Source organism: Halomonas sp. SSL-5 (assembly GCF_030708455.1).
GTDB lineage: Bacteria > Pseudomonadota > Gammaproteobacteria > Pseudomonadales > Halomonadaceae > Halomonas.
The window spans coordinates 95,719-116,984 of record NZ_JAUYWF010000010.1; the positions used below are offsets into that span (position 1 = coordinate 95,719).

Here is a 21,266-nt window from a genome sequence, read left to right on the forward strand (position 1 = left end):
GCTTTGCCGCCTTCCCAGATGATCCCGACGATCGGATGTTGCGATCTACGCCGCAACATCCATGCCGTGACTCAGCGACGTCATGCAAATGTTCACTGGCCTCGACACGCTGCCAAGCTTGCAGTAGCCCGGCAGATGTTTCAATCGCGCATGCCTAGATTAGCAGAGTCGCGGCGAAAGCGCACAGTGTTCGATAAACAGACCGATCGAGGCGGGTGCTCAGTGCAGGCTCGCCGGCCAGTCGCGTCGAAAGTCCAGCGCCGCACGCGCCGCCTCGATGACGGCATGGCGATGCTCCTCCTCGACGGCGAGGCGCTCCTTGTCCTCCTTGAAACGCTCCTTGGGGCTGAGCGCCTTGCGCGCCTCGTGGGTGTGCAGGTGCCGGGTAAGGGCGTGCACTTCGCCGAAGGGGCGGAAGCTCTCGCGCTCCAGCAGACGCGAATCGAGGATCTCCAGCAGCACCTTGCAGCGCCAGGCGCCCTCGGTGATATCGACCTGCTCCTGGAGCAGCGCAGAGGCCACCAGCTCGAGATTCTCCAGGCAGTTCTGGTGGGCGCGGCGCAATTCCTCCTGTTGGCTGGCCCGACGCCGGCGCACCTCACGCCACAGGGTAAAGGCATAGGCGCCGAGGCCGGCGATGATCACCAGGGCGAGGCCGGCGAGGATCAGGGCAGTGGTGGTACTCATCGGGGATCACCGTGGTATCACAGGAAATGGGCCATCGATTCTACCCGCTTGTGCGCCGCCACCCCAACGTCGTGCCAACAGTCTCGGGGCGACGCCGCCGGGACACAGGCAGGATGTCCATGGGGCCCGACGCTGACGCAGAGACGCCTACTTAAGTATAATACGGACGGCTTTCCACCCTTGTGTCCCCCAAACCGATGGAGTCCACCATGCCTGATGACCACCCCACCCCTCCCGACGCGCCGGCGTCCCCCTCTGCCGCCGCCCGGATCGGGCTGTGGCTTGGCCCAGCCTTGCTGCTGGCCACCCTGCTGATGCCGCCACCGGCGGAGATGTCATCGGCGGCCTGGGCCTGTGTGGGCATGGCGCTGCTGATGGCCACCTGGTGGTCCACCGAGGCCATCCCGATTCCCGCCACCTCACTGCTGCCCATGGTGCTGGTACCGGCCCTCGGCCTGGGCAGCATGGGCGAGGCCACCGGCAGCTACGCCAACCCCATCATCTACCTGTTCCTGGGCGGCTTCCTGCTCGGCATCGCCATGCAGCGCTGGGAGCTGCATCGCCGCCTCGCCCTGCATGTGCTGACGCTGGTGGGCCACCAGCCGCGGCGGCAGATCGCCGGCTTCATGGTCGCCACCGGCTTCCTCAGCATGTGGGTCTCCAACACCGCCACGGCGATCATGATGCTGCCCATCGGCATGTCGGTGATCAGCCTGCTCGGCGACAACGACCCGCAGGAGCTGCGTCGCTACGCCACCGCCCTGCTGCTGGCCATCGCCTACTCGGCCAGCATCGGTGGCGTGGCCACCCTGATCGGCACGCCCCCCAACGCCCTGCTCGCCGGTTACCTGGCCGAGGACCGCGGCATCGATCTGGGCTTCGCCCAGTGGATGGCGGTGGGCCTGCCGATCAGCATCGCCATGATGGTGGCTGCCTGGTGGTGGCTGACCCGCCGGGGCTTCGCCCTCAATGCCGCCGACCAGAGCGGCGACATGATCCACGCCGAACTGCAACGGCTCGGTCGCATGTCTTCGGCGGAGCGCCGGGTCGCCACGCTCTTTACCCTCGCCGCCCTGGCGTGGGTGGGACGTCCGCTGCTCAATGACATCGGCCTGCCCTGGCTGACCGACACCGGCATCGCCATCGCCGCCGGCATCGCCCTCTTCCTGATCCCCAGCGGCGGGCGAAGCGGCGAGCGGCTGCTGACCTGGGACGACACCCAGAAGGTCCCCTGGGGCATCCTGCTGCTGTTCGGTGGCGGCCTGGCCCTGGCCGGCACCATCACCCGGACCGGACTGGCGGAGTGGATCGCCAACCAGCTGGGGGTCTTCGGCAGCCTGCCGCTGCTGGCCATGATCGGTATCGTGGTACTGGTGATCATCTTCCTGACCGAGGTGACCTCCAACACCGCCACCGCCGCCGCCTTCCTGCCGCTGTTGGGCGCCCTGGCGCTGTCGCTGGATATCTCGCCGCTGCTGATCACGGTGCCGGCCGCCATCGCCGCCAGCTGCGCGTTCATGATGCCGGTGGCCACGCCCCCCAACGCCATCGTCTTCGGCACCGGCCATATGAAGATCCAGTCGATGATCCGGGCCGGCTTCGCCCTCAACCTCATCAGTACCGTGTTGGTGACGCTGATGGCCTACGGCTTGATCGTTCTGTTCTGGTGACCCACCCGAAACGACCGCGGGCCCGGCAGCTGCCGGGCCCGCGTCCTTGTAGCGAGGCACTGGCGCCCGCTACTGGATCCCCGGCGCCATCCACAACGACCAGGCCTGGGCGTAGTGATCCAGCAGCAGCACCCCGAACAGCCCCAGGATATAGCGGATCGAGAACCAGAAGGCGGCCAGGGGCGCCCTGGGATCCTGCCCCCGCCATACCCGGTAGTTCCACACCATGAAACGCGCGTTGAGCGCCATCACCCCGACCAGGTAGACCGCACCGCTCATGCCGATGACAAAGGGCAGCAGGGTCACCGCCACGGTCAGCCAGCCGTAGAGCCACACCTGCAGGCGGGTAAAGGCCTCGCCGTGGGTGACCGGCAGCATCGGCACCCCGGCACGGGCATATTCATCGCGCTTGTGCAGCGCCAGCGCCCAGAAGTGCGGCGGCGTCCAGGCAAAGATGATCAGCACCAGTAGCAGCGGCTCGGGGCCCACCTCGCCGGTGACCGCCGTCCAGCCCAGCAACGGTGGCGCGGCACCGGCCAGGCCGCCGATCACGATGTTCTGCGGCGTGGCATGCTTGAGGAAGGTGGTATAGACCAGCGCGTAGCCGATCAGCGACCCCAGGGTCAGCCAGGCGGTCAGGGCGTTGACCTGCCACACCAGCAGGCCGAGGCCGGAAAGCGAGAGCAGCGTGGCCCAGCCCAGGGCGATGCTGCCGGGCATGCGGCGTGCCGCCAGTGGGCGTCGTGAGGTACGCAGCATCATGGCATCGAGGCGCCGGTCCACCACATGGTTGAAGGCCGCCGCCCCGCAGGCGGTCAGGCCGATCCCGATCAGGCCGAACAGCACGACCGCGAGCGACGGCAGCACCGGCCGCGCCAGCGCCATGCCCACCAGGGCACACACCAGCATCACCACCACCACCCGCGGCTTGCACAGGGTCACCAGGTCTCGCCACCCCCAGTCACCCAGCGCCGGGGACGAGAGTTCGGTGACGCGGACCTCGGACGTCAGCGCATCAGACATGGAGCCACTCCTTCTTGTGTCGCGATGATTGTTGTGAAGGGGTCGAGCATGGCGCCAGGCAGCGCCATCGCCAGGCGGCCATCGCCAGGCTCAGCACCAGCGCCACGGCGCCTGCGGTATGCAGCAGCGCCAGCCACAGGGGCAGCCAGAGCAGGACATTGGCCACCCCCAGCGAGAACTGCAGTCCGTAGGCCAGGGTCAGGGCCACGAGCCACGGGCGCATCGCCGTCTCACGCCGATAGCACACCAGCAGCGCCAGGATGGCGGCGCCCAGCGCCAGCGCGCCCAGACGATGGCCCACCTGGATGGCGCTGCGTGCCTCGGCATGCAGTTGGCCATGCAGATAGTTGGGGCCGACGCTCTGGGTCAGGTGAAAGCCCTCGCTCCAGTCCAGGCCGGGCCACCACTCGCCATTGCAGGTGGGGAACCCCTGGCAGGCGATGCCGGCGTAGTTGCTCGACACCCAGCCGCCCAGCGCCAGCTGCGCCACCAGCAGCACGCCGGCCAGCCCCCAGAGTGGCGTCAGCGCCCGGCGCGGTGGTGCCACGCCGCCGGGCGTCAGGCTGCCGCTGTCGCAACGCCGCAGGCGCAGATGCAGCCACAGGAACACCAGCATCACGCCGAGCCCTCCCAGCAGGTGCAGGGTGACCACCTGGGGCCACAGCCGGAGGGTGACCGTGAAGGCGCCGAACGCCCCCTGCACCAGGATCAGCGCCAGCAGCCCCAGATTGAGGCGCCAGGGATAGTCGGCATGGCGCCGCAGCGGCCTGCCCAGCACCAGCAGGGCGATCACCAGCAGTCCCAGGGCGGAGGCCACGTAACGATGGATCATCTCCATCCAGGCCTTGGCGCTCTCCAGCGGCGACTCCGGGGTGTGGGCCAGGGCCCGCGCCTCGTCGGGCACCACCAGGGCGCCATAGCATCCCGGCCAGTCCGGACAGCCCAGGCCGGCATCCACCAGCCGCGTCCAGGCGCCCAGCAGGATCACCATCACCGTCAACACCACTCCCAACAGGCTCAGCGTCTTGAGCAGAGCCAGTCGCCGCCGTGCTGCATGCATCGCCCCACCTCCCTTGCCATTGCGGGATCAGCGTCCCGCCAGCTCCTGGCCCGCCAATTCCTGACCACCCTGCCAGGGCGCCTCCGGATTCATGCGCAGCAGGCGCCCCAGGTCCTTCTTCACCGCATAGGGATCCACCCCCGGATCGTAACCGAGCACCGGCTGTCCACGCGGGTCTAGCAACCAGAGTCGATCCGGCTCGAGCCAGGCGGGACGCTCGGCCCAGTGCGCCACCACCTCGCCGGGCAGGGCCTCGGCATCCCCGCCCACGCGCAGCCGGCTGACCCTCGGCGCCTCACGGCCCAGCGCGCGATGCAGGCGCCACCACTGATCGCTCAGCTCGGCACAGCGTTGCCCGCAGTCGAAGGCCAGCACCCAGTCGCCGGACACCGAGGGTTCCGCTGGCGCGTCCAGCGGCCAGTCGGCCAGGGCCGGAATATCCGGGGCCAGCTCGCCATGGGCCGTGCGCCCCTCGGGGATACCGATTCGCCCTAGCGCCATGACCGTGGCCACCAGCACCGGCAGGGAGAGGAACAGCAGCAGCGCCAGCAGCTTCAATCGCCCGAAGCGCGCAGCATGGGCATGGGTCTTCGTCATCGTGGGCCCTCCGAGGACACGTCGTCGCGGTCGCGGAGCATCCGCCGACCGCCGACCACCATCACCACCAGCGCCGCCAGCGCCAGCCCCCACCACTGGACGGCATAGCCGACATGGCGACTCGGCGGCATGACATTAGGGGACCACCAGCCAGGCAGCACGCCGGGGCCCTCCTCGAGGTGCAGCCAGCCGGGGTGGGCGAAATCGAGCGGCCAGGCATCCAGCTGGATACGCTGCAGCCTGGCCCCCTCATGATTGGGGCCGAACAGCGGCGCGCCCTCGCCCGCCGCCTGCCAGCGCCCGCGCAGGGTGACCCTGCCCTGCGGCGTGGCCACATCGGGATCGGCACGACTGGTGCCGGTCTCCAGGAAGCCACGCTGCACCAGCCATAGCCGGCCATCATCGCCACGCAGCGGGGTCAGCGGCGCCACCCCCAGGCGCCCCGCGTGGATGCGGTTGTCGAGAAACAGGGTCGCGTCGGCCAGGTACTCGCCGGAAAGGGTCAGGCGGCTGCCCTCGGGTGGCGCCTCCCGGGGGGCCGTCAGGGTGGGGGCGCTCGCCAGGCGCTCCAGATAGGCGCGCTTCTCCGTGGCCCGCTCCCACTGCCACAGGCCCAGCGCCAGGCCCAGCACCACCAGTGCCGACCCCAGCGCGTACCACAGGCGTTGCCGCCACCGTCCGGGGCGGGCATGCTGGGACGACGTGATACCCAAGGAGTCTGCCATGCTGCTCAAGGTCCTGATCGCTCTGGTGTTCCTGGCCATGCTGACGAGCCTCGCCGCCGGTGCCGGCTTCCTGCTGCGTGACGGCGCCACCTCGCGGCGCCTGCTCGTCTCCCTGAAACTGCGGGTGGCCCTGGCGGCCACCCTGCTGGCCCTGCTCTTCTATGGCTTCTATGCCGGCAGCCTGGGTTGACCCTCAAATCATCCCGGGCTGAGCCTCAAAACACCCCTGGCTGAGCGTCAAAACACATAGACGAACAGGAACAGGCCGATCCATACCACGTCCACGAAGTGCCAGTACCAGGCCGCCGCCTCGAAGCCGAAGTGATTCTCCGGGGCGAAGTGCCCCCGCAGGATACGGAGCAGCATCACCGTCAGGATGGTGGCACCGATGATCACATGGGCCCCGTGGAAGCCGGTCAGCAGGAAGAAGGTCGCCCCGTAGATCCCCGCCTCCAGGGTGATGCCGTAGTGGTGGTAGGCCTCGTAGTACTCCACGCCCTGGATGATGATGAAGGTGAAGCCCAGCAGCACGGTGACCAGCAGCCAGTTGCGCGTGGTCTCGCGCATGCCCTCCTTGAGCCCTTCGTGGGCCACGGTAAGCGTGATGCTCGAGCCCACCAGGATCAGGGTGTTGACCAGCGGCAGCTGCCAGGGGCTGAAGGTATCGCGGGGGCCGGCCACGTCACCCGGAGGCTCGAGCAGCGGCCAGCTGGCGGTGAACTCCGGCCACAGCAGCGCCGCCACGCCCTTGGCCCCCTCCCCGTCCAGCCACGGCAGCGCGAAGGTCCGTACGTAGAAGAGCGCGCCGAAGAAGGCCGCAAAGAACATCACCTCGGAGAAGATGAACCAGGCCATGCCCTGGCGAAAGGAGCGATCCATCTGGGCATCGTAGAGGCCACCGCGAGACTCCTTGATCACATCCCGGAACCACAGCCCCATCACCGCCAGCACCGCCAGCATGCCGGCCGCCAGCAGCGCACTGCCGCGGCCGTGCACCATGACCATGCCGGCCCCGATCATCATCGTGCCCAGCGCCAGGGAGCCCAGTATCGGCCACTTGCTGTTTGCGGGAACGTAATAGCTGCCACCACTCATGCCTCATCTCCTATGCCGCCGCTCGCCCGGGCCTGAAGCGCCGCTTCATCGCGGGTGACCGGATACAGGGTATAGACCAGGGTTACGGTATTGACGTCCTCGGGCAGATCGCGGGTCAGCTGGAACACCAGCGGCGCCGACATCCTCTCACCCGCCTCGAGGCGCTGCTCCTGGAAGCAGAAGCAGGTCAGCTTGCGCAGGTGCGGGTTGGCACGCGACGGCGACACGCTGGGCACCGCCCGCCCCCAGATGGCGCTGTCCCCGGTGTTGTGGAAGGCGAAGCCGACCTCGGCGCTCTGCCCCGGGTGGACGCGGATCTGGCGCGTCTCGACCTCCAGGTTCCACGGCAGTCCCGCACTACCCCGAGTCACGAACTGCACCGTGACCATGCGTGAGGTATCGACCTCCTCGTGGACGAGTGCCTGGGCCGAGGCACTGGTCTTGCCGTTCAGCCCGGTCACCTCGCAGAAGACGTCGTAGAGCGGCACCAGGGCGAAGGCGAAGGCGAACATCCCGGCCAGGGCGAACAGCGTCTTGGACACGGTACGGCGCACCCCCTGGCGGTTGTCGTGATCACGGCCTGCCTCGTTGCGCATCGTCTCCTCCTGGCGATGACCGCCGGGTCACTCCGACTCACGCCGGAAGGTGGGCGGATGTTCGAAGGTATGCAGCGGCGCGGGGCTCGGCACGCTCCACTCGAGGTCCTCGGCGCCCTCCCAGGCCTTGGCCGGGGCCTTCTCGCCGCCCCGCACGCACTTGATGATGAGTATCACGAAGAGCAGCTGCGAGGCACCGAACAGGAAGGCCCCGAGGCTCGAGGCCACGTTGAAGTCCGCGAACTGCAGCGCATAATCGGGGATGCGTCGCGGCATCCCGGCCAGCCCCGAGAAGTGCATGGGGAAGAAGGTCAGGTTGACGCCGATCACCGACAGCCAGAAGTGCCACTGGGCCAGCTTGACGTTGGGATAGTGGCCGGTCCACTTGGGCAGCCAGTAGTAGGCCGCGGCGAGGATCGCGAAGAGCGCGCCCGGCACCAGCACGTAGTGGAAATGCGCCACCACGAAGTAGGTGTCGTGGTACTGGAAGTCCGCCGGCGAGATGGCCAGCATCAGCCCCGAGAAGCCGCCGACGGTGAACTGCACCACGAAGGCCAGGGCGAAGAGCATGGGCGGCTCGAAGCTGATGGAGCCGCGGAACATGGTGGCGATCCAGTTGAACACCTTCACCCCGGTGGGCACGGCGATCAGCATGGTGGTGTACATGAAGAAGAGCTCGGCGGCCAGCGGCAGGCCCACGGTGAACATGTGATGCGCCCACACCATGAACGACAGGATGGCGATGGAGGCCGTGGCATAGACCATGGAGGCGTAGCCGAACAGGCGCTTGCGCGAGAAGGTCGGGATGATCGCCGAGACGATGCCGAACGCCGGCAGGATCATGATGTAGACCTCGGGATGGCCGAAGAACCAGAAGAGGTGCTGGAAGAGCACCGGGTCGCCGCCCCCGGCGGCGTTGAAGAAGCTGGTGCCGAAGTTGATGTCCATCAGCATCATGGTGACCGCCCCGGCCAGCACCGGCATCACCGCGATCAGCAGGAAGGCGGTGATCAGCCAGGTCCAGCAGAACAGTGGCATGTCCATCAGGCGCATGCCCGGCGCGCGCAGGTTGAGGATGGTGGCGATGATATTGATGGCCCCGAGGATCGAACTGATGCCGGCGATATGTAGCGAGAGGATGAAGAAGGTGGTGGACGGCGGCGCATAGGTGGTGGAGAGCGGCGCGTAGAAGGTCCAGCCGAAGTTGGGTCCGCCCCCGGGCATCAGCAGGGTGGAGAGCAGCAGGGTAAAGGCCACCGGCAGCAACCAGAAGCTGAAGTTGTTGAGCCGCGGTAGGGCCATGTCCGGTGCGCCGATCTGCAGCGGCACCATCCAGTTGGCCAGGCCGACGAAGGCCGGCATGATCGCCCCGAACACCATGATCAGCCCATGCATGGTGGTCATCTGGTTGAAGAACTCCGGCACCACCAGCTGTAGCCCCGGCTGAAACAGCTCGGCGCGCACCACCAGGGCGAAGATTCCACCGATGAAGAACATGGTCAGCGAGAAGATCAAGTAGAGGCTGCCGATCTCCTTGTGATTGGTGGTGAGCAGCCAACGCATCAGGCCGCGCGGCGGCGCGGGATGCGCCGCCGCCTGGCCACCGGCACTGGCGGTGGAACTCTGCTCGACGGGGTGATGCAAGGGCAGCTTGGGCGCCATGGTGTATCTCCCTGATCTTCGCTGTTCTTATCTCATCGCTCGGGGCAGTGCAGGCCGGCCTAGTCGGCCAGCCGCTCGGCGATCTCTGCCGGCTGCACCAGGTCACCGGTGTCGTTGCCCCAGGCGTTGCGTTCGTAGGTGATCACGGCGGCGATCTCCACCGGGTTCAAGGTGTTACGGAAGGCCGGCATGGCCGCGCCCGACACGCCGTTGATCACGACGTCGATGTGCCGCTCCCGGTCGTCCATCAGCGCCTGGTTGCCGGCCAGCGCCGGGAAGGCCGGCGGGTTGCCGCTGCCATCGGGCTGGTGGCAGGAGGCACAGACGGCGTTGTAGCTCTGCTCGCCGCGGGCCATGAGCTCGTCCATGGACCACTCGCGGTCGACACCCTGCGCCTCCTGGGCACTGGCCTCCTTGCGTTCTGCGAGCCAGGTGTCGAACTCTTCGCCCTCCATGGCATGCACCACGATAGGCATAAAGCCGTGATCCATGCCGCACAGCTCGGCGCACTGGCCGCGATAGATGCCGGGCTCGTTGATGCGCACCCAGTTCTCGTTGACGAAGCCGGGAATGGTGTCCTGCTTCACGGCGAGGTCCGGGACCCACCAGGAGTGGATGACATCATCGGAGGTAAGCAGGAAACGCACCTTGCGCCCGACCGGCAGCACCAGCGGCTCGTCGACCTCCAGCAGGTAGTGCTCGCCCCGCTCAGCATCACCGCGGATCGATTCCCGCGGCGTGCCCAGGTTGGAGGTAAAGGCGACGTCCTCGCCCAGGTATTCGTAGCGCCAGCGCCACTGCTGGCCGGTGATCATCACATCGAGGTCGGCGTCGGAGGGGTCATACATCTTCTTGAGGGTGGCGGTCGCCGGCACCGCCATGCCGATCAGGATCAGCAGCGGGATCGCCGTCCAGATCACCTCGACCAGGGTATGCTCGTGGAAGTGAGCCGCCTTGGCGCCCTTGGAGTGACGAAAGCGGAACAGGGAATAGAACATCACCCCGAACACCACCACGCCGATGACCACGCAGATCCAGAAGATGGTCATGTGCAGCGAGTGAATCTCGCGGCTGACGTCGGTCACACCCACCGGCATGTTCCAGCCATTGGCCATGGCCAACGTCGTCATCAGGGGGACGACCAGGCAACCTGCCATCCACACGATGAACGTGCGCATCGGCGCCTCCTCCTTGCTAGTTGTCGTGGCTTATTGTTGTCGTGAGCTGTCGTATCGCGTGACGGGCGCACGCTGCTGGTCGATCAGTTCAGATACGCCTCATAAAAGGAGTGTAGACGCCCCGCCTGTGGCCGACTGTCGCCGGGCCGGGTTTCGCCAACGGCACTTTCAACGGGCCACCGTTACCGCGACCGCCGCCACCAGCACCACCAGCAGCAGCGCCATCAGGAGGCCAACGGCAATGAATGCGACAGGATGCCCCTTCTCGAAGTCCTCGCGCCGTCGCACATCCTTCTGCACGCCGAAGAAGGCCGCCAGTACCGACTTGACCACGCTCCACATCGCACTCTCTCCATGACAAGGATCAAAGATGCACCGATTCACCGTAGGTCCTACCAGGATGGCTCTCCTACACTCTAGTCAAGACACCCCGGCACATGCCGCATTCATCGATCCGGTGATCCGTTCAACAGGAGGCCATCATGTCCCAGAACCCCTTTGCCAACCCGATGTTCGAGTGGTGGCAACAGCAGTGGACGAAGGGCGCCACCCCCATGGCTCGCACCCAGCTGGCCTGGATGGAGAGCATGGCCGAGGCCCTGCAGCTGGAGGCCCAGTTCCTGAAGGCCATCGCCGAGAGCGGTGAACACATCGCCAAGTGCTTCGACGGCAAGCAGCCCACCACCCCGGAAGAGGTGCAGGCCTGCTACGAAAAGCTGGTCAAGGAGGTGGGCGACGCCCAGATGAAGCGGCTCGAGCAGGCCTCACAGCTCACCCACGATTTCCGCAAGCGACTGTGGGAAGAGATCTAACCGGCGAACCCCGGGCGAGCTCACGCCAAGCACGCACCGCACCAAGGAAGTGACGAGAACAAGCAAGTGACGAGATCAAGGCGCCTCTCGGGGCGCCTTGTCAGTTGCCCAGCCCGAACAGTCGCGTGATCAGCGGCAGCAGGAAGGCCGTCAGCAGGCCCGTCAGGCCCATGGCCAGCCCCGAGAAGGCCCCGGCCACCGCGCCGATGCGCGCGAAGGCCTGGGCGGTGCCGAAGCCATGGGCGGAGAGCCCCAGCGCGAAGCCCTTGACCGCGGGGTCCTCGATCCTGAGCAGGCGGAACACCCAGGGCGAGAGCGCACAGCCGATGGACCCGGTCAGCAGCACCAGGCCCGCCGCCAGGGAGGGAATGCCGCCGATCTGCTCGGCGATACCCATGGCGATGGGCGAGGTCACCGAGCGCGGCGCCAGGGAGAGCACCGTCTCGAGCCGCGCCCCCAGCGCCAGCGATAGTCCCACGGTACTCGTCACCGCCACCCCGATGCCCACCAGGCAAGCCAGCAGCAGCGGCACCAGCAGGCGCCGGACCCGCTCCCGGTGATCGTAAAGCGGAATCGCCAGCGCCACGGTGGCCGGCCCCAGCAGGAAGTGGATGAACTGCGCCCCCTCGAAGTAGGTGGCGTAATCCATGTCCACCAGCAGCAGCAGCGCGATCAGCATGGCGATGGAGAGGGTGACCGGGTGCACCAGCGGCGTGCCGCCCAGCGCCCGGTTGATGCGCACCGCCAGGATAAATACCAGTAGCGTCGCCAGCAGCGAGAGCAACGGGTTCCCGGAGAGATAGACCCACAACTGGTCGAGTGTCGCGACGTTCATCGCCCCTGCCCTCCGCGCCGACGATTGAGCCGATCCAGCGCCCAGGCCGTGGCCGCCAGGGTCAGTGCCGTGGACACCACCAGCGTCACCACGATCGGCAACAGGTCGCGACCGATCAACGCGAAGTGGACCATCAACCCCACCCCGGCCGGCACGAATAGCAGCGTCAGGTAGTTCAACAGCCCCTCGCCGGTAAGCCTGAGACTGCTGGGCACCTTGCCCCTCACCATCAGCCCCGCCAGCAGGATCACCATGCCGATCACCGGCCCCGGTATCGGCATGGTCAGGCCACGCGCCAGCAGTTCGCCCAGGAACTGACAGGCGAGCAAAACGCTCATCCCCATGATCAACGGCATCCGGCGCCTCCTCCCGTCGCTGCCACGCTCGCTTTCCCGCCGGGCTGGCTGCCCTCGTGCGGCCGCCTCCTGACGAACCGTCGCAGCGACGGGCCGCACGGCTCAACGCAGCTGGCTGTCCTTGCTGCCCCTACGGTTGTAGCCCACGGCGCCACCCCCGCGCTTGTCGCGCTCTGCCTGGCAGGCGACGCACAGGCGCACCCCGGGAATCGCCTCGCGTCTCGCCTGCGGTATCTCGTCATCGCACTCCTCGCAGTGCGTAAGGCTCTCGCCATGCGGCAGCCGGCTGCGCGCGAGCGATACCGCATCCTCAACGCTGGCATCGATCTGATCCTGAACCGCACCATCCTTGCTCCATCCGCCCGCCATCTCCCTCTCCTCCCGGCCATCAGGCCGGCAACGCCTACTCACGCCCGGCCAGTGCGGGAAGGTCCCGAACCGGGTTGCCGGACACACCTCTGCGCGGCGAACCACGCCACCGCTTGCGCTAGATTCTGGTGATTGCGTCACATCATAGTGCATAACCCGGGCCGGCCCCAGCGGCCCCGAGCCAAGCGACTGAATCGAAAGTGCAAAAGGGGCTTTTCATTTGCCCGCGAAAGCGCTAGTATACGCCTCGTTCTCGGGGGACAGGCCAGATGGCCACAAAACCCGAAAACAGAGTCGGAGCGTGGCGCAGCTTGGTAGCGCGTTGCAATGGGGTTGCAAAGGTCGCAGGTTCGAATCCTGTCGCTCCGACCACGATTTCAAGGACATATAGCCCAATACCAGCAGTTAGCAACCTACGTAAAGGTCGTTGGTCCAAAGCTAGTCCATAAAACGGCTCTCCAGACAGGTGTCAGAACCTGCACGGAGGGCCGTTTTCGTATGCTCACACCATAGCAATCAAACTGGATTTCAGGCATATCGCATGCCACGCTACCCTTCTGCTCAATAAGCCTGGAGGGGGATGTTCATGCAGAACATGGAAGAGTTCCGCTTAATCACCGGCCTGATCTTCGAACAGGCGCTGGATGCCTTCCCCAACGCCACTTGCATCAACGAACAAAGAATTTTTCTCGCAGTTTGGAATGACCAGCTTCCAGAGATGGGTGAACTAGATCCTCTTACGGGTAGGTATGAGAGCGAGCCTTCAAAAGAACAAAGTTCGAGACTAAGCCTGATCGAGTCGACGCGGCAATGGTTGGTTGATGAGAACTTTCTTCGCCAGGGGGGATCTCTTCCCGGCATGGAGCCGCCGATAGTGTTAACCGCTAAAGGCCATACTGTTCTTGGAAGTACTCCTGAAGAACTCTTGGGTCATCCGAACTACTCTACACTAGCCGATAGGCTTAAAGAACAAATACAAGAAGGTGCATGGGAGTCGGTAAAGCAGATTGTCACTCACTCGCTAGTCACGGCGACTACCATTGGAGCTAAAGCCATGGTCGACCTTTAACTGGACACCCCGCTATTCAGGGTCAAGGGCATACAGTGCTAAGCGCAAGTGCTCCGCGGTTAGGTGGCCGTAATGCTCGATCGTAGTTGCTATGTCGCGGTGCCCCATCAACTTCATGACAGTCATCAAGTCGGCTCCCGACAAGATGAGCTGCGATGCGAAATTGTGCCGAAGCGTGTAGAGATCCAAATCGGGATCGAGACCACCGAGCTTCTTGATAAGCGGCCAGGGACGCCTGCCGAGCGCCCCTGCTGAAAGCCTGCGCCCTGTCCGCTGCGAGGGGAAGACATAACCGGTCTTGGGGCACCCGTTCTCCTGCCACCAGACTTGAAGCACATCAACCAGCCGATCCGACATCGGGAAACTGCTGGGCTTGGTGCTGTGATGCGCGGTCTTCTCTATCACTTTGGTGATCGTGCCCAGGTCGAGGTTCACATTCTCCCAGCGGAGCCCATAGACGTCTCCAGGGCGAAAGCCAGCGTAGTAGATGACGAGGATCGCGGGCACCACGTAGTCGACGTAGGTGACCTGATCCCAGTCCGGCAGGTGCCGATTGGACTTCTTCTCTCTCGAGCGCCGCCGCATGTCCTTGCGGTCTTGTGTGTATCGCTCAAGCCCTCTGAACAGCCCCGACACCTCCTCTTTCGTCAACGCGCGACGCGGCTTGATGATATCGACACCGTGATCGTCTTGGGCCACGGGCTTCCTGAGCCGCACCCCCTTGATCGGATTCTGGTCGATGAACCTCTCCTCCACCGCCATGTTCAGCATCCCCTGCAAGACGTCATACGACCGCTTGATGGTCAGGAACGCCAGTCCTTGCGACTCGAGCGCATGGTGCCAGCGCGTCACATCGGTCTTGGTGATCTCGGTCATGCGCTTCCGATACCACTTCTTGAAGTGTCGATCGAGACGATCCAGATCCTCGCTTCCGCGCTTCATGCGCTCCTTATGTGGCCGGTAGACGGTGTCGAGGAAGGTTTCGATAATAGTGGCATCCTCACGTCGCCGCTGTTCCTCTTGACGTTGCTGAGCCTCCTTGGCCGCTTGCTCGACGAGTGGAATGGTTCATACAGAGTAATAAGGAGCTGGATAAAGTAGGGGATGGGTTGAGCTGCAAGGATGGTCTCATTATAAGAGGTGAATTCTTCATGCTTTTACAAGCAGTAAAGCAAGGAAAGAAGATAGAGTTCGAAGACTTCACAATTCAATAACAATAGGACGGACTGTCCGCCCACCCCCATCGTTTTTTCTTTCCATAATTATGATATATTGCTGGAGAGAATAAGTGATGGGGATTATCTGGGCAGAATATTTACCGGGCAGAGGGCTTCTCCTCAGCAGCCTCACCAAGCGCCTTCCGGGCTTCCGCTTCGATGGCGTCCAGCACCTCTTCGGGTACCTGGTAGCGAAACTGCTTGCGGCGATTCTTCGAAAGCACGCCGTCATGGCTCAGGCACATCATCACCAGCCGTGACAGATCGCTGCCGCGCACATCGAAACGCGTGTCGATGGCGCGATAGACGCGGTCGAAGCAGGCCAGGTAGCGAGTTTCCGCCTTCAGGTCCTCCCTCAGTGCCTCCCTCGCCATACGCAGCGTGAAGGCCACCGCCTGGGTGGCATCCCAGTAGCGATAGAGGTTTTCGCTCCCCTCGAAGTGGAAATCATGGTGGTCGGCATCGATCCAGTTGACCCGCCACTGCTCCCGAGCCAGTGTCGAGAAGGCTTCGAGTGCCGCGAGGTAGTCCCCTTCATGCCGCTTCATGGCGATGGAAATGGGCAGCAGATTGCCACGCGGCAACTCGCCCAGCCGGCACAGCGTATGGTGCAACAGAAACCGGGAGATGCGGCCATTACCGTCCATGAAGGGGTGCAGGAAGACGAAGCCAAACGAGATCACGGTGGCGGCGACAAGTGCCGGCACACGCTCGACGGAAGAGCCGTCCTGCCCCTCGGGCAGCCCATTGGCCCATCCCATGAGCGCTTCCATCAGGGTCTCACAGAGCCCGGGAGGTGGCGGCAGATAGCTGATACCGATGGCACCCGGCAGCCCGTTATGCAGATAGTTCTGTTCATGCCGAAAGGCGGCCGCCTTGTCGAAGGGATTGCTGACAACGCTGTTCTGAAGGGCCACCAGATAGTCTTCATCCAGTGGCTGGCCATCATGTGCCTTGCGCAGCAGTTGCATGAAGCGGTGCTGCTTGTCGGGGGATGGCGATTCGCGCTCGATCTCGAACGAGGACTGCGTCTCGCTGAGATAGGCCCATTGGATGGCGCGATCCAGCATGCCTGGCGGCAGAGACGCCATGAAGGCACGCGCCTCGGCTAGGATATCCTCCCGCAGTAGCGCCTCGATCTCGGGAGTCCGACGCACCACTGGGCAGTATTGGAGGGTGCCCAGGCCATTGACGTCCACACGCCAGCGGCTGTTACGCCTAGCCGGGCCCGTCACGTAGCGCTCAGGGTCGAACAGCGGTACGGCGCTGCCCTTGACCGAAGGCTCCAGCGGCAGCAGCTCCACGAAGCTCTCGTACAGGCAAGCCACTCGACGCAGATAGATGCCGTTGGGTGACGCCTCCAGGGCCGCAACAAGCGTCTCGACCGGCAGGTGTGGCAGCGTCTCGGCAAGAATGGCCAAGTCCACGCCCTCATGCTTCAGGGCGAACAACAGATGCGAAAGCACGTCATCATCTGATGGCGCACGCTCCGCCGGCACGGCAAGTTCTTCCTCGAGCCGCATCAAGCGCGTCACCGGGCGCACTCTCGCCGGGCATCGCGGCGGCAGGACACCCAGCGCCAGGTGCTGATGAAGGTGCGCATAGCCAACGTTTTTCATCACCATGCCCGGTTAGCGAGATATTTCGTTGACTACAGCAGGAAAATCTTCAGTTCTCAACAAAGACTGGCTTTTTTCTTGACACCTACCCTGCCGGTTACCCTACCGGCACGAAGAGCAGCGCATCGAGCCGGTAGCGACTAGCTGGCCTCGTCCTCGATGGGCTCGAGGAAGCCTCCTGCCCGCAGGCGCCGGGGCGTGGTAGAGTCCCCCACCGTTCCCCACAGCCTGCCTTGATGTCACCATGCCGCCGTCCAGACTTTTTCGCACCCTCAAGCGCTGCGCCCTCACCTCTCTGACACTGATGCTGGCCGCCGGCCCTGCCGTCGCATCGCTGATCGACACGGCGGAGCCACCCTCGAGCGTCGTGACGAGCTCGCCGGGGCCGCACTTCCTGGATGAGGTCGACACCGGGATCAGCCTGCTGCCGGTCGACGATGGCGTGGTCTGGCTGCATCTCAGCGTGAAGGATCGCCGGCTCTCGGTGGTGCGAGGCCACCGCGTCATCCATGAGATCCCGCACTTCGCCATCGGCATCAACGGCGCCGTCGACCTGCGCACCCGCGGCAGTGCGATGACGCCGAAGGGAGTGTTCCGGGTCGAGCGCATCAACCCCAACAGCCGGTTCGCCACCTTCATCGGCATCAACTACCCGAACCCGCGGGTGGCCGACCAGGCGCTGGCCCAGGGGGTGATCTCCATGGAGGAGGCGCAGCGGATTCACCGCCACTACCGGCAGCACCGCCTCTCCTACCCCGACACCACCCTGGGGGGGAACATCGGGATCCACGGCCTGGGCAACCGCGACCCCTTCCTCAACCGGCGCGTGGACTGGACCGAGGGCTGCCTGGCCGTCGAGAACGATCAGGTCCGCCTGCTCCATTCGCTGGTGGAGATCGATACCCCCGTGCTGATCCAGTAGGCCTGGCCCCTACACCAGCTTGAACGGCTCGATATCGCGGAAGATGCCGGTCCTGGTCATGTCGCGGCGCAGGGTGAAGGCCTCCAGGGCAGCCACCGGGTCGATCTCGTCGAGTCGATCGAAGTGGATCTTCAGCCACTGCGCCCGGCTGACCTTGACGCTGTAGAGGTACTGGTCGCGCCGACCACCGGTGGCCGGGTCGGTGACCTGGCGATAGCCGGACACGCGCGCCTCCTGGACCCCGGGGAGGCGGGCGAACACCGCCCCCAGCACACGAAAGGCGATGCCGTGCACATGGTCGCGGTAGAGCTTGCGCTGGCGAGTGGCGCTGAGTTTGCGGGGAGAGAGCTTGAGCTGCTTGGGCGGCATGCCCCAGGTCTGGCCCGGCATCTCCTCCTCGCCGGGCAGCTCGACATCCACGGCGATGGTCGTGACGTCGCTGCCCAGGTCGAAGTCGATCAGCGTCTCCCGGGGCCAGTCGATCTCCTCGAGGCGCTCCCGCAGCGTTTCCTGCATGGCATCGGGGTCATCCCAGACGCCATCGCTTTCACGCTGATAGCGGGCGAACTCCGCGGCATCATGCTCCGCCTTGCGCCACTCCCAGGCGCGGTAGCGCTCGTCGAACTCGGCCCTCAGGCGCCGGCTCTGCGCTTCGCGGCGTTGCCTGGCCGGCGGCCAGAACACCTGCCACCAGCGCGGGGCCAATGGCCGGAACGGCGGCGGAGGCGGCTCCTCGAAGTCGCGCATCTCGTAGCCGGCGACCTCCGGGGGCGGCGTCTCCTCATGCAGCCGCCCCAGGCGGTCGAGGTCGGCATTGAGCCGTTCGCAGTGAGCCTGCAGCTCACTGCGCAGGCTCGCCTCGGCGTGGCGGCGCACCACCCGCGCTTCGCCGTCCGACATCGACGTGCCGTCGGCATGGAAGTAGCTGACCTGGCCACTCTCGTCGATCTCGAGCCGCAGCGGCAGGCTATCCCCTTCGACCAGCAACGCTTCCAGGGCGGCAGCATCGCCGCCCGCGGCTCCCCCGCCCCGGGGGGAGTGACCATCGCCTACGTTCAGCTTCTGCCGATAGGCGAGGCCGGTGCCGGGCACTCCCGCATGGCCATGCACGCCGCTCGGCCCGACACTCAGGCTGGCGCCCCTGGGTCCCACCGAGAGGCCGAGACCCCGCTTGCTGAGGTTGAGGCGCACCCCCGGTGCCAGGCGAATGCGACGCTGGAAACGAAAGGCCATGTTGACTCCCTGTCCTGTCTACGGTTATGCCAACACCGGGAAACGGCCGGCTTCCCACAGCTGACCAGAAAACCGCGCGCTTTCCAACGCCGGGGCGTCGTCAGCTTCGCTGCTGATCCAGCGGGTCGCCCTCGGGCGCCGTCGGCGTGGCGCCCACCTCCAGCCGGGCACGCTCGAGGAACTCGGCGGGTAGTTCCTTCTTCACCGCCACCCCCAGCTCCCGAAACTCGCTGGCCTGCTTGACCAGGTTGCCGCGACCGTTGACCAGCTGCCCCAGTGCCTGGTCGTAGCTCTCCCGGGCGCCATCCAGCTTGCGCCCCACATCCTGCATGCTATCGAGGAAGGTGGAGAGCTTGCTGTGGAAGCGCTCCGCCTTGCGCGCCAGCTCGGCGCTGTGGCGGCTCTGGTTCTCGAATCGCCACAGCTGGCCGACGATATTGAGGCTGGTGAGCAGGGTGGTGGGCGTGGCCACCAGCACGTTGCGCTCGATGGCGCGCTGGTAGAGGGTGCTGTCGTGGCGCAGCGCCTCGATATAGGCCGATTCCACCGGGATAAACATGATCACCACCTCCGGTGAGTTCAGCCCCGGCAGGTCGTAGTAGTGCTTGTCGGCCAGCTCCTCGATGCGCTCGCCCACCGCCCGGGCATGCTCGGCCAGTGCCCGCTGGCGGGTCACCTCGTCCTCGGCGTTGACATACTCCAGGTAGGCGGCGAGCGAGGTCTTGGCGTCGATCACCAGGTGGCGCCCCTCCGGCAGATAGACCAGCGCATCGGGGCGGCGCTTGCCGGCCTCGGTGGTAAAGCTCCTCTCGCGCTGGTAGTCCTCGCCCTGGCGCAGGCCGGCGCTGTCGAGCACGTTCTCGAGCATCAGCTCGCCCCAGTTGCCCTGGACCTTCTTCTGCCCCTTGAGCGCCTCGGTGAGCTGGGCGGCCTGGTCGGTGATGTCGCGGTTGAGTTGCTGCAGGTGCTTGAGCTCGGTGGTGAGGCTGGCGCGCTGGGCGGTCTCCTGATGATGCAGGGTCTCGACTTTCTCGCGAAAGCCCTTGATCTCCTCCTGGAACGGCTTGAGCAGCCCCTGCAGGTTGCGTTCGGAGAGCGACGAGAAGGCCCTGCCCTTCTGCTCGAGCAGCTCGTTGGCCAGGTTCTCGAACTCCACCTTGAGCTGCTGCTTGCTCTCCTCCATCCAGGCGAGCTGGCGGGCGAAGTGCGCCTCCTTCTCCTCGAGGCGGGTGGTCAGCTCGCCATGGGTCTGCTTGAGCGCATAGTAGGCCTCGCGGAAGCGCTCGAGCTCCCGCATCTGGGCCTGGTTCGCCTCGCGCTGGGTCTCCACCTCGCCTTCGGCCACCTGCAGCGCCACGGTCTGTTCTCGCGCCTCCAGCTGCTGGGCATGCAGCTCGCCACGCAGGGCATCCCGCTCGCGCCGCATGGTACCCAAGCGGCGCTGCTGGAGGGCGAAGGCGATCAGCGCGCCGACCAGGAACATCACCAGGCCGGTGATCAGGTGGGGCGTGTCGAGCGATGGCAGGTGTTCCACGGTAGCGTCATCCAGGTTTAGGGGGATGAGGGTGTCGAACGCGCCGGCAGCGGCACGGGTGTCAGGCCGGTACTCGAGCCAAACCACTGCTGCCGCAGGCCGCGTTGCTCGCCGAGCAGGATGGCGAGGTAGCCCACCAGGGGATGGCCCTCGGGCAATCCCGCGGCATGCCGGCGCAGCGCCGCCTGGAAGCGCAGCTGCTCGGGCGGCAGGTGCTGCGCATTGGCGTGTGCGGCGACCGCCTCGCGGCCTGGCAGCAGCAGGTGGGTGGCACCGCTCTCCAGGGCGAGGCCGACGCCCCTGGCATCGAAATCGCCCAGATAGAGATGCGGCTTGCCGCTGGAGGCCCAGTCGCGGGCCAGGTCGGCGAAGCCGCCGCCGTAGTGGCGATCGCCGCGGTAGAGGATCAGCGGCCGCGCCCAGCTAGCCAGTGCCGCGAGCTCGCCGGGCAGCGCATAGAAGCTGTCGAGGTTCTCGACCTGCACCAGTACATCGAAGGCGGCGAGATCGAGCCGGCGCCGGTCCAGGTCGAGCAGCTCCCGCGCGCCCTGGGCAATCCCCGGCCGCGGGGCACCGGCGGGCAGGCTGGCCAGCACCCGGTACTCCCGGGGCTTCTCCCGGTTGCCCTTCTCCTCGGGGTTGCCATGGCGGGCCTGCTCGAGGCTGCTCATCCCGGCGAGGTCCACCGCCACAGGCGCCTCGCCGGTAAGCGCCAGGGCCTGGTCGATCTGCGCCAGCAGGTCGCGATCGACACGCAGCCAGTCCCGGGAGAGGCGCGGGCCGGGGTCGATATGCTGCTCGTCGAGCCAGGCGACGATCTCGTCGACCACCTTCCGCCGGGGTTTCTCCACCCGGGGCTCCCGGCGGAGCCTTTCGGCGGCATCGCGAAGCAGGCGGCGGGCGCTTGTTGTCAGGTGCAAGGGGGTCTCCTCCTATATCGGGCGCCTGCGGCGCCATCGCGCAGGATCTGCGCTCCTACAGTCAGGCCTTCCGCCTGTGGGAGCCCG

General features: G+C 65.8%; 23 protein-coding genes and 1 tRNA gene. 6 read left to right on the forward strand and 18 right to left on the reverse strand.

Annotation, left to right across the window (positions count from 1 at the left end):
• Positions 1-219: 219 nt before the first annotated feature.
• Positions 220-687: a DUF2489 domain-containing protein gene (locus RAN53_RS12965; protein ID WP_305797232.1), complete on the reverse strand. Its 468-nt coding sequence runs from the start codon at positions 685-687 to the stop codon at positions 220-222.
• Between the two features lie 209 nt (positions 688-896).
• Between RAN53_RS12965 and RAN53_RS12970 the strand changes: the two genes are divergently transcribed.
• A complete protein-coding gene (locus RAN53_RS12970; RefSeq protein WP_305797233.1) occupies positions 897-2,357 on the forward strand; it encodes an SLC13 family permease in 1,461 nt (486 codons plus the stop codon).
• Positions 2,358-2,426: 69 nt separating this feature from the next.
• Here the strand turns inward: RAN53_RS12970 and cyoE are convergent, their stop codons facing one another.
• The 4 genes from cyoE to RAN53_RS12990 are packed head-to-tail and all read right to left on the reverse strand — an operon-like array spanning position 2,427 to position 5,762.
• On the reverse strand, positions 2,427-3,380 hold the full coding sequence (gene cyoE, locus RAN53_RS12975) for a heme o synthase (RefSeq protein ID WP_305797234.1): 954 nt from the start codon (positions 3,378-3,380) through the stop codon (positions 2,427-2,429).
• Positions 3,373-4,440 carry a COX15/CtaA family protein gene (locus tag RAN53_RS12980; protein WP_305797235.1) on the reverse strand — a complete coding sequence of 356 codons (1,068 nt, stop codon included), beginning with the start codon at positions 4,438-4,440 and terminating at the stop codon, positions 3,373-3,375. The genes cyoE and RAN53_RS12980 overlap by 8 nt, the downstream gene beginning before the upstream one ends.
• Positions 4,441-4,467: 27 nt before the next feature.
• Positions 4,468-5,037: a hypothetical protein gene (locus tag RAN53_RS12985; RefSeq protein WP_305797236.1), complete on the reverse strand. Its 570-nt coding sequence runs from the start codon at positions 5,035-5,037 to the stop codon at positions 4,468-4,470.
• A complete protein-coding gene (locus RAN53_RS12990; protein ID WP_305797237.1) occupies positions 5,034-5,762 on the reverse strand; it encodes an SURF1 family protein in 729 nt (242 codons plus the stop codon). The genes RAN53_RS12985 and RAN53_RS12990 overlap by 4 nt, the downstream gene beginning before the upstream one ends.
• On the opposite strand from RAN53_RS12990, the gene RAN53_RS12995 reads away from it, so the two are divergent.
• A complete protein-coding gene (locus tag RAN53_RS12995) occupies positions 5,761-5,952 on the forward strand; it encodes a DUF2909 family protein (RefSeq protein WP_305797238.1) in 192 nt (63 codons plus the stop codon). The two genes, RAN53_RS12990 and RAN53_RS12995, sit on opposite strands and share 2 nt — an antisense overlap.
• Before the next feature lie 47 nt (positions 5,953-5,999).
• On the opposite strand, the gene RAN53_RS13000 is transcribed toward RAN53_RS12995, so the two are convergent.
• The 5 genes from RAN53_RS13000 to RAN53_RS13020 form a co-directional block, all read right to left on the reverse strand.
• Positions 6,000-6,857, reverse strand: a complete 858-nt coding sequence (locus RAN53_RS13000; RefSeq protein WP_305797239.1) for a cytochrome c oxidase subunit 3 — start codon at positions 6,855-6,857, stop codon at positions 6,000-6,002.
• A complete protein-coding gene (locus RAN53_RS13005) occupies positions 6,854-7,453 on the reverse strand; it encodes a cytochrome c oxidase assembly protein (RefSeq protein ID WP_305797240.1) in 600 nt (199 codons plus the stop codon). Before RAN53_RS13005 ends, RAN53_RS13000 begins: the two co-directional genes overlap by 4 nt.
• A 27-nt stretch (positions 7,454-7,480) precedes the next feature.
• Positions 7,481-9,115, reverse strand: coding sequence for a cytochrome c oxidase subunit I (ctaD, locus tag RAN53_RS13010; protein ID WP_305797241.1), 1,635 nt, complete (start codon positions 9,113-9,115; stop codon positions 7,481-7,483).
• Between the two features lie 59 nt (positions 9,116-9,174).
• The gene (gene coxB / locus RAN53_RS13015) at positions 9,175-10,293 is read right to left on the reverse strand and encodes a cytochrome c oxidase subunit II (protein WP_305797242.1); all 1,119 of its coding nucleotides are present in this window, start codon (positions 10,291-10,293) and stop codon (positions 9,175-9,177) included.
• A gap of 168 nt (positions 10,294-10,461) precedes the next feature.
• The gene (locus RAN53_RS13020; protein WP_305797243.1) at positions 10,462-10,635 is read right to left on the reverse strand and encodes a DUF2970 domain-containing protein; all 174 of its coding nucleotides are present in this window, start codon (positions 10,633-10,635) and stop codon (positions 10,462-10,464) included.
• A 140-nt stretch (positions 10,636-10,775) separates the two neighbouring features.
• Between RAN53_RS13020 and RAN53_RS13025 the strand changes: the two genes are divergently transcribed.
• A complete protein-coding gene (locus RAN53_RS13025) occupies positions 10,776-11,105 on the forward strand; it encodes a hypothetical protein (RefSeq protein ID WP_305797244.1) in 330 nt (109 codons plus the stop codon).
• A 100-nt stretch (positions 11,106-11,205) separates the two neighbouring features.
• On the opposite strand, the gene RAN53_RS13030 is transcribed toward RAN53_RS13025, so the two are convergent.
• From RAN53_RS13030 to RAN53_RS13040, 3 genes are all read right to left on the reverse strand, one after another.
• Positions 11,206-11,940 carry an LrgB family protein gene (locus tag RAN53_RS13030; RefSeq protein WP_305797245.1) on the reverse strand — a complete coding sequence of 245 codons (735 nt, stop codon included), beginning with the start codon at positions 11,938-11,940 and terminating at the stop codon, positions 11,206-11,208.
• Positions 11,937-12,296: a CidA/LrgA family protein gene (locus RAN53_RS13035; protein ID WP_305797246.1), complete on the reverse strand. Its 360-nt coding sequence runs from the start codon at positions 12,294-12,296 to the stop codon at positions 11,937-11,939. Before RAN53_RS13035 ends, RAN53_RS13030 begins: the two co-directional genes overlap by 4 nt.
• A 102-nt stretch (positions 12,297-12,398) precedes the next feature.
• Positions 12,399-12,665, reverse strand: a complete 267-nt coding sequence (locus RAN53_RS13040) for a DksA/TraR family C4-type zinc finger protein (protein WP_305797247.1) — start codon at positions 12,663-12,665, stop codon at positions 12,399-12,401.
• A 295-nt stretch (positions 12,666-12,960) separates the two neighbouring features.
• On the opposite strand from RAN53_RS13040, the gene RAN53_RS13045 reads away from it, so the two are divergent.
• Together RAN53_RS13045 and RAN53_RS13050 are read left to right on the forward strand one after the other, a co-directional pair.
• Positions 12,961-13,037, forward strand: a tRNA-Pro gene (locus RAN53_RS13045).
• A gap of 214 nt (positions 13,038-13,251) precedes the next feature.
• Positions 13,252-13,734, forward strand: a complete 483-nt coding sequence (locus RAN53_RS13050; RefSeq protein WP_305797248.1) for a hypothetical protein — start codon at positions 13,252-13,254, stop codon at positions 13,732-13,734.
• Between the two features lie 12 nt (positions 13,735-13,746).
• Here RAN53_RS13050 and RAN53_RS13055 read toward each other — a convergent pair whose 3' ends face one another.
• Both RAN53_RS13055 and RAN53_RS13060 read right to left on the reverse strand, forming a co-directional pair.
• Positions 13,747-14,610: a tyrosine-type recombinase/integrase gene (locus RAN53_RS13055; RefSeq protein ID WP_305797249.1), complete on the reverse strand. Its 864-nt coding sequence runs from the start codon at positions 14,608-14,610 to the stop codon at positions 13,747-13,749.
• A gap of 439 nt (positions 14,611-15,049) precedes the next feature.
• Positions 15,050-16,576 carry a Fic family protein gene (locus RAN53_RS13060; RefSeq protein WP_305797250.1) on the reverse strand — a complete coding sequence of 509 codons (1,527 nt, stop codon included), beginning with the start codon at positions 16,574-16,576 and terminating at the stop codon, positions 15,050-15,052.
• A gap of 238 nt (positions 16,577-16,814) precedes the next feature.
• Here RAN53_RS13060 and RAN53_RS13065 point away from each other — a divergent pair, with 238 nt between their 5' ends.
• Positions 16,815-17,492, forward strand: coding sequence for a L,D-transpeptidase family protein (locus tag RAN53_RS13065; RefSeq protein ID WP_305797251.1), 678 nt, complete (start codon positions 16,815-16,817; stop codon positions 17,490-17,492).
• 9 nt (positions 17,493-17,501) lie between these two features.
• On the opposite strand, the gene RAN53_RS13070 is transcribed toward RAN53_RS13065, so the two are convergent.
• The 3 genes from RAN53_RS13070 to RAN53_RS13080 all read right to left on the reverse strand — a co-directional run bounded on the left by RAN53_RS13070 (position 17,502) and on the right by RAN53_RS13080 (position 21,179).
• Positions 17,502-18,725 (reverse strand): DUF4236 domain-containing protein, encoded by a 1,224-nt coding sequence (locus RAN53_RS13070; protein WP_305797252.1) that lies wholly within the window; start codon positions 18,723-18,725, stop codon positions 17,502-17,504.
• Positions 18,726-18,825: 100 nt separating this feature from the next.
• The gene (gene rmuC, locus RAN53_RS13075; RefSeq protein WP_305797253.1) at positions 18,826-20,259 is read right to left on the reverse strand and encodes a DNA recombination protein RmuC; all 1,434 of its coding nucleotides are present in this window, start codon (positions 20,257-20,259) and stop codon (positions 18,826-18,828) included.
• A 17-nt stretch (positions 20,260-20,276) separates the two neighbouring features.
• Complete coding sequence (locus RAN53_RS13080) at positions 20,277-21,179, reverse strand: hypothetical protein (protein ID WP_305797254.1); 903 nt, start codon at positions 21,177-21,179, stop codon at positions 20,277-20,279.
• Positions 21,180-21,266: the final 87 nt, after the last annotated feature.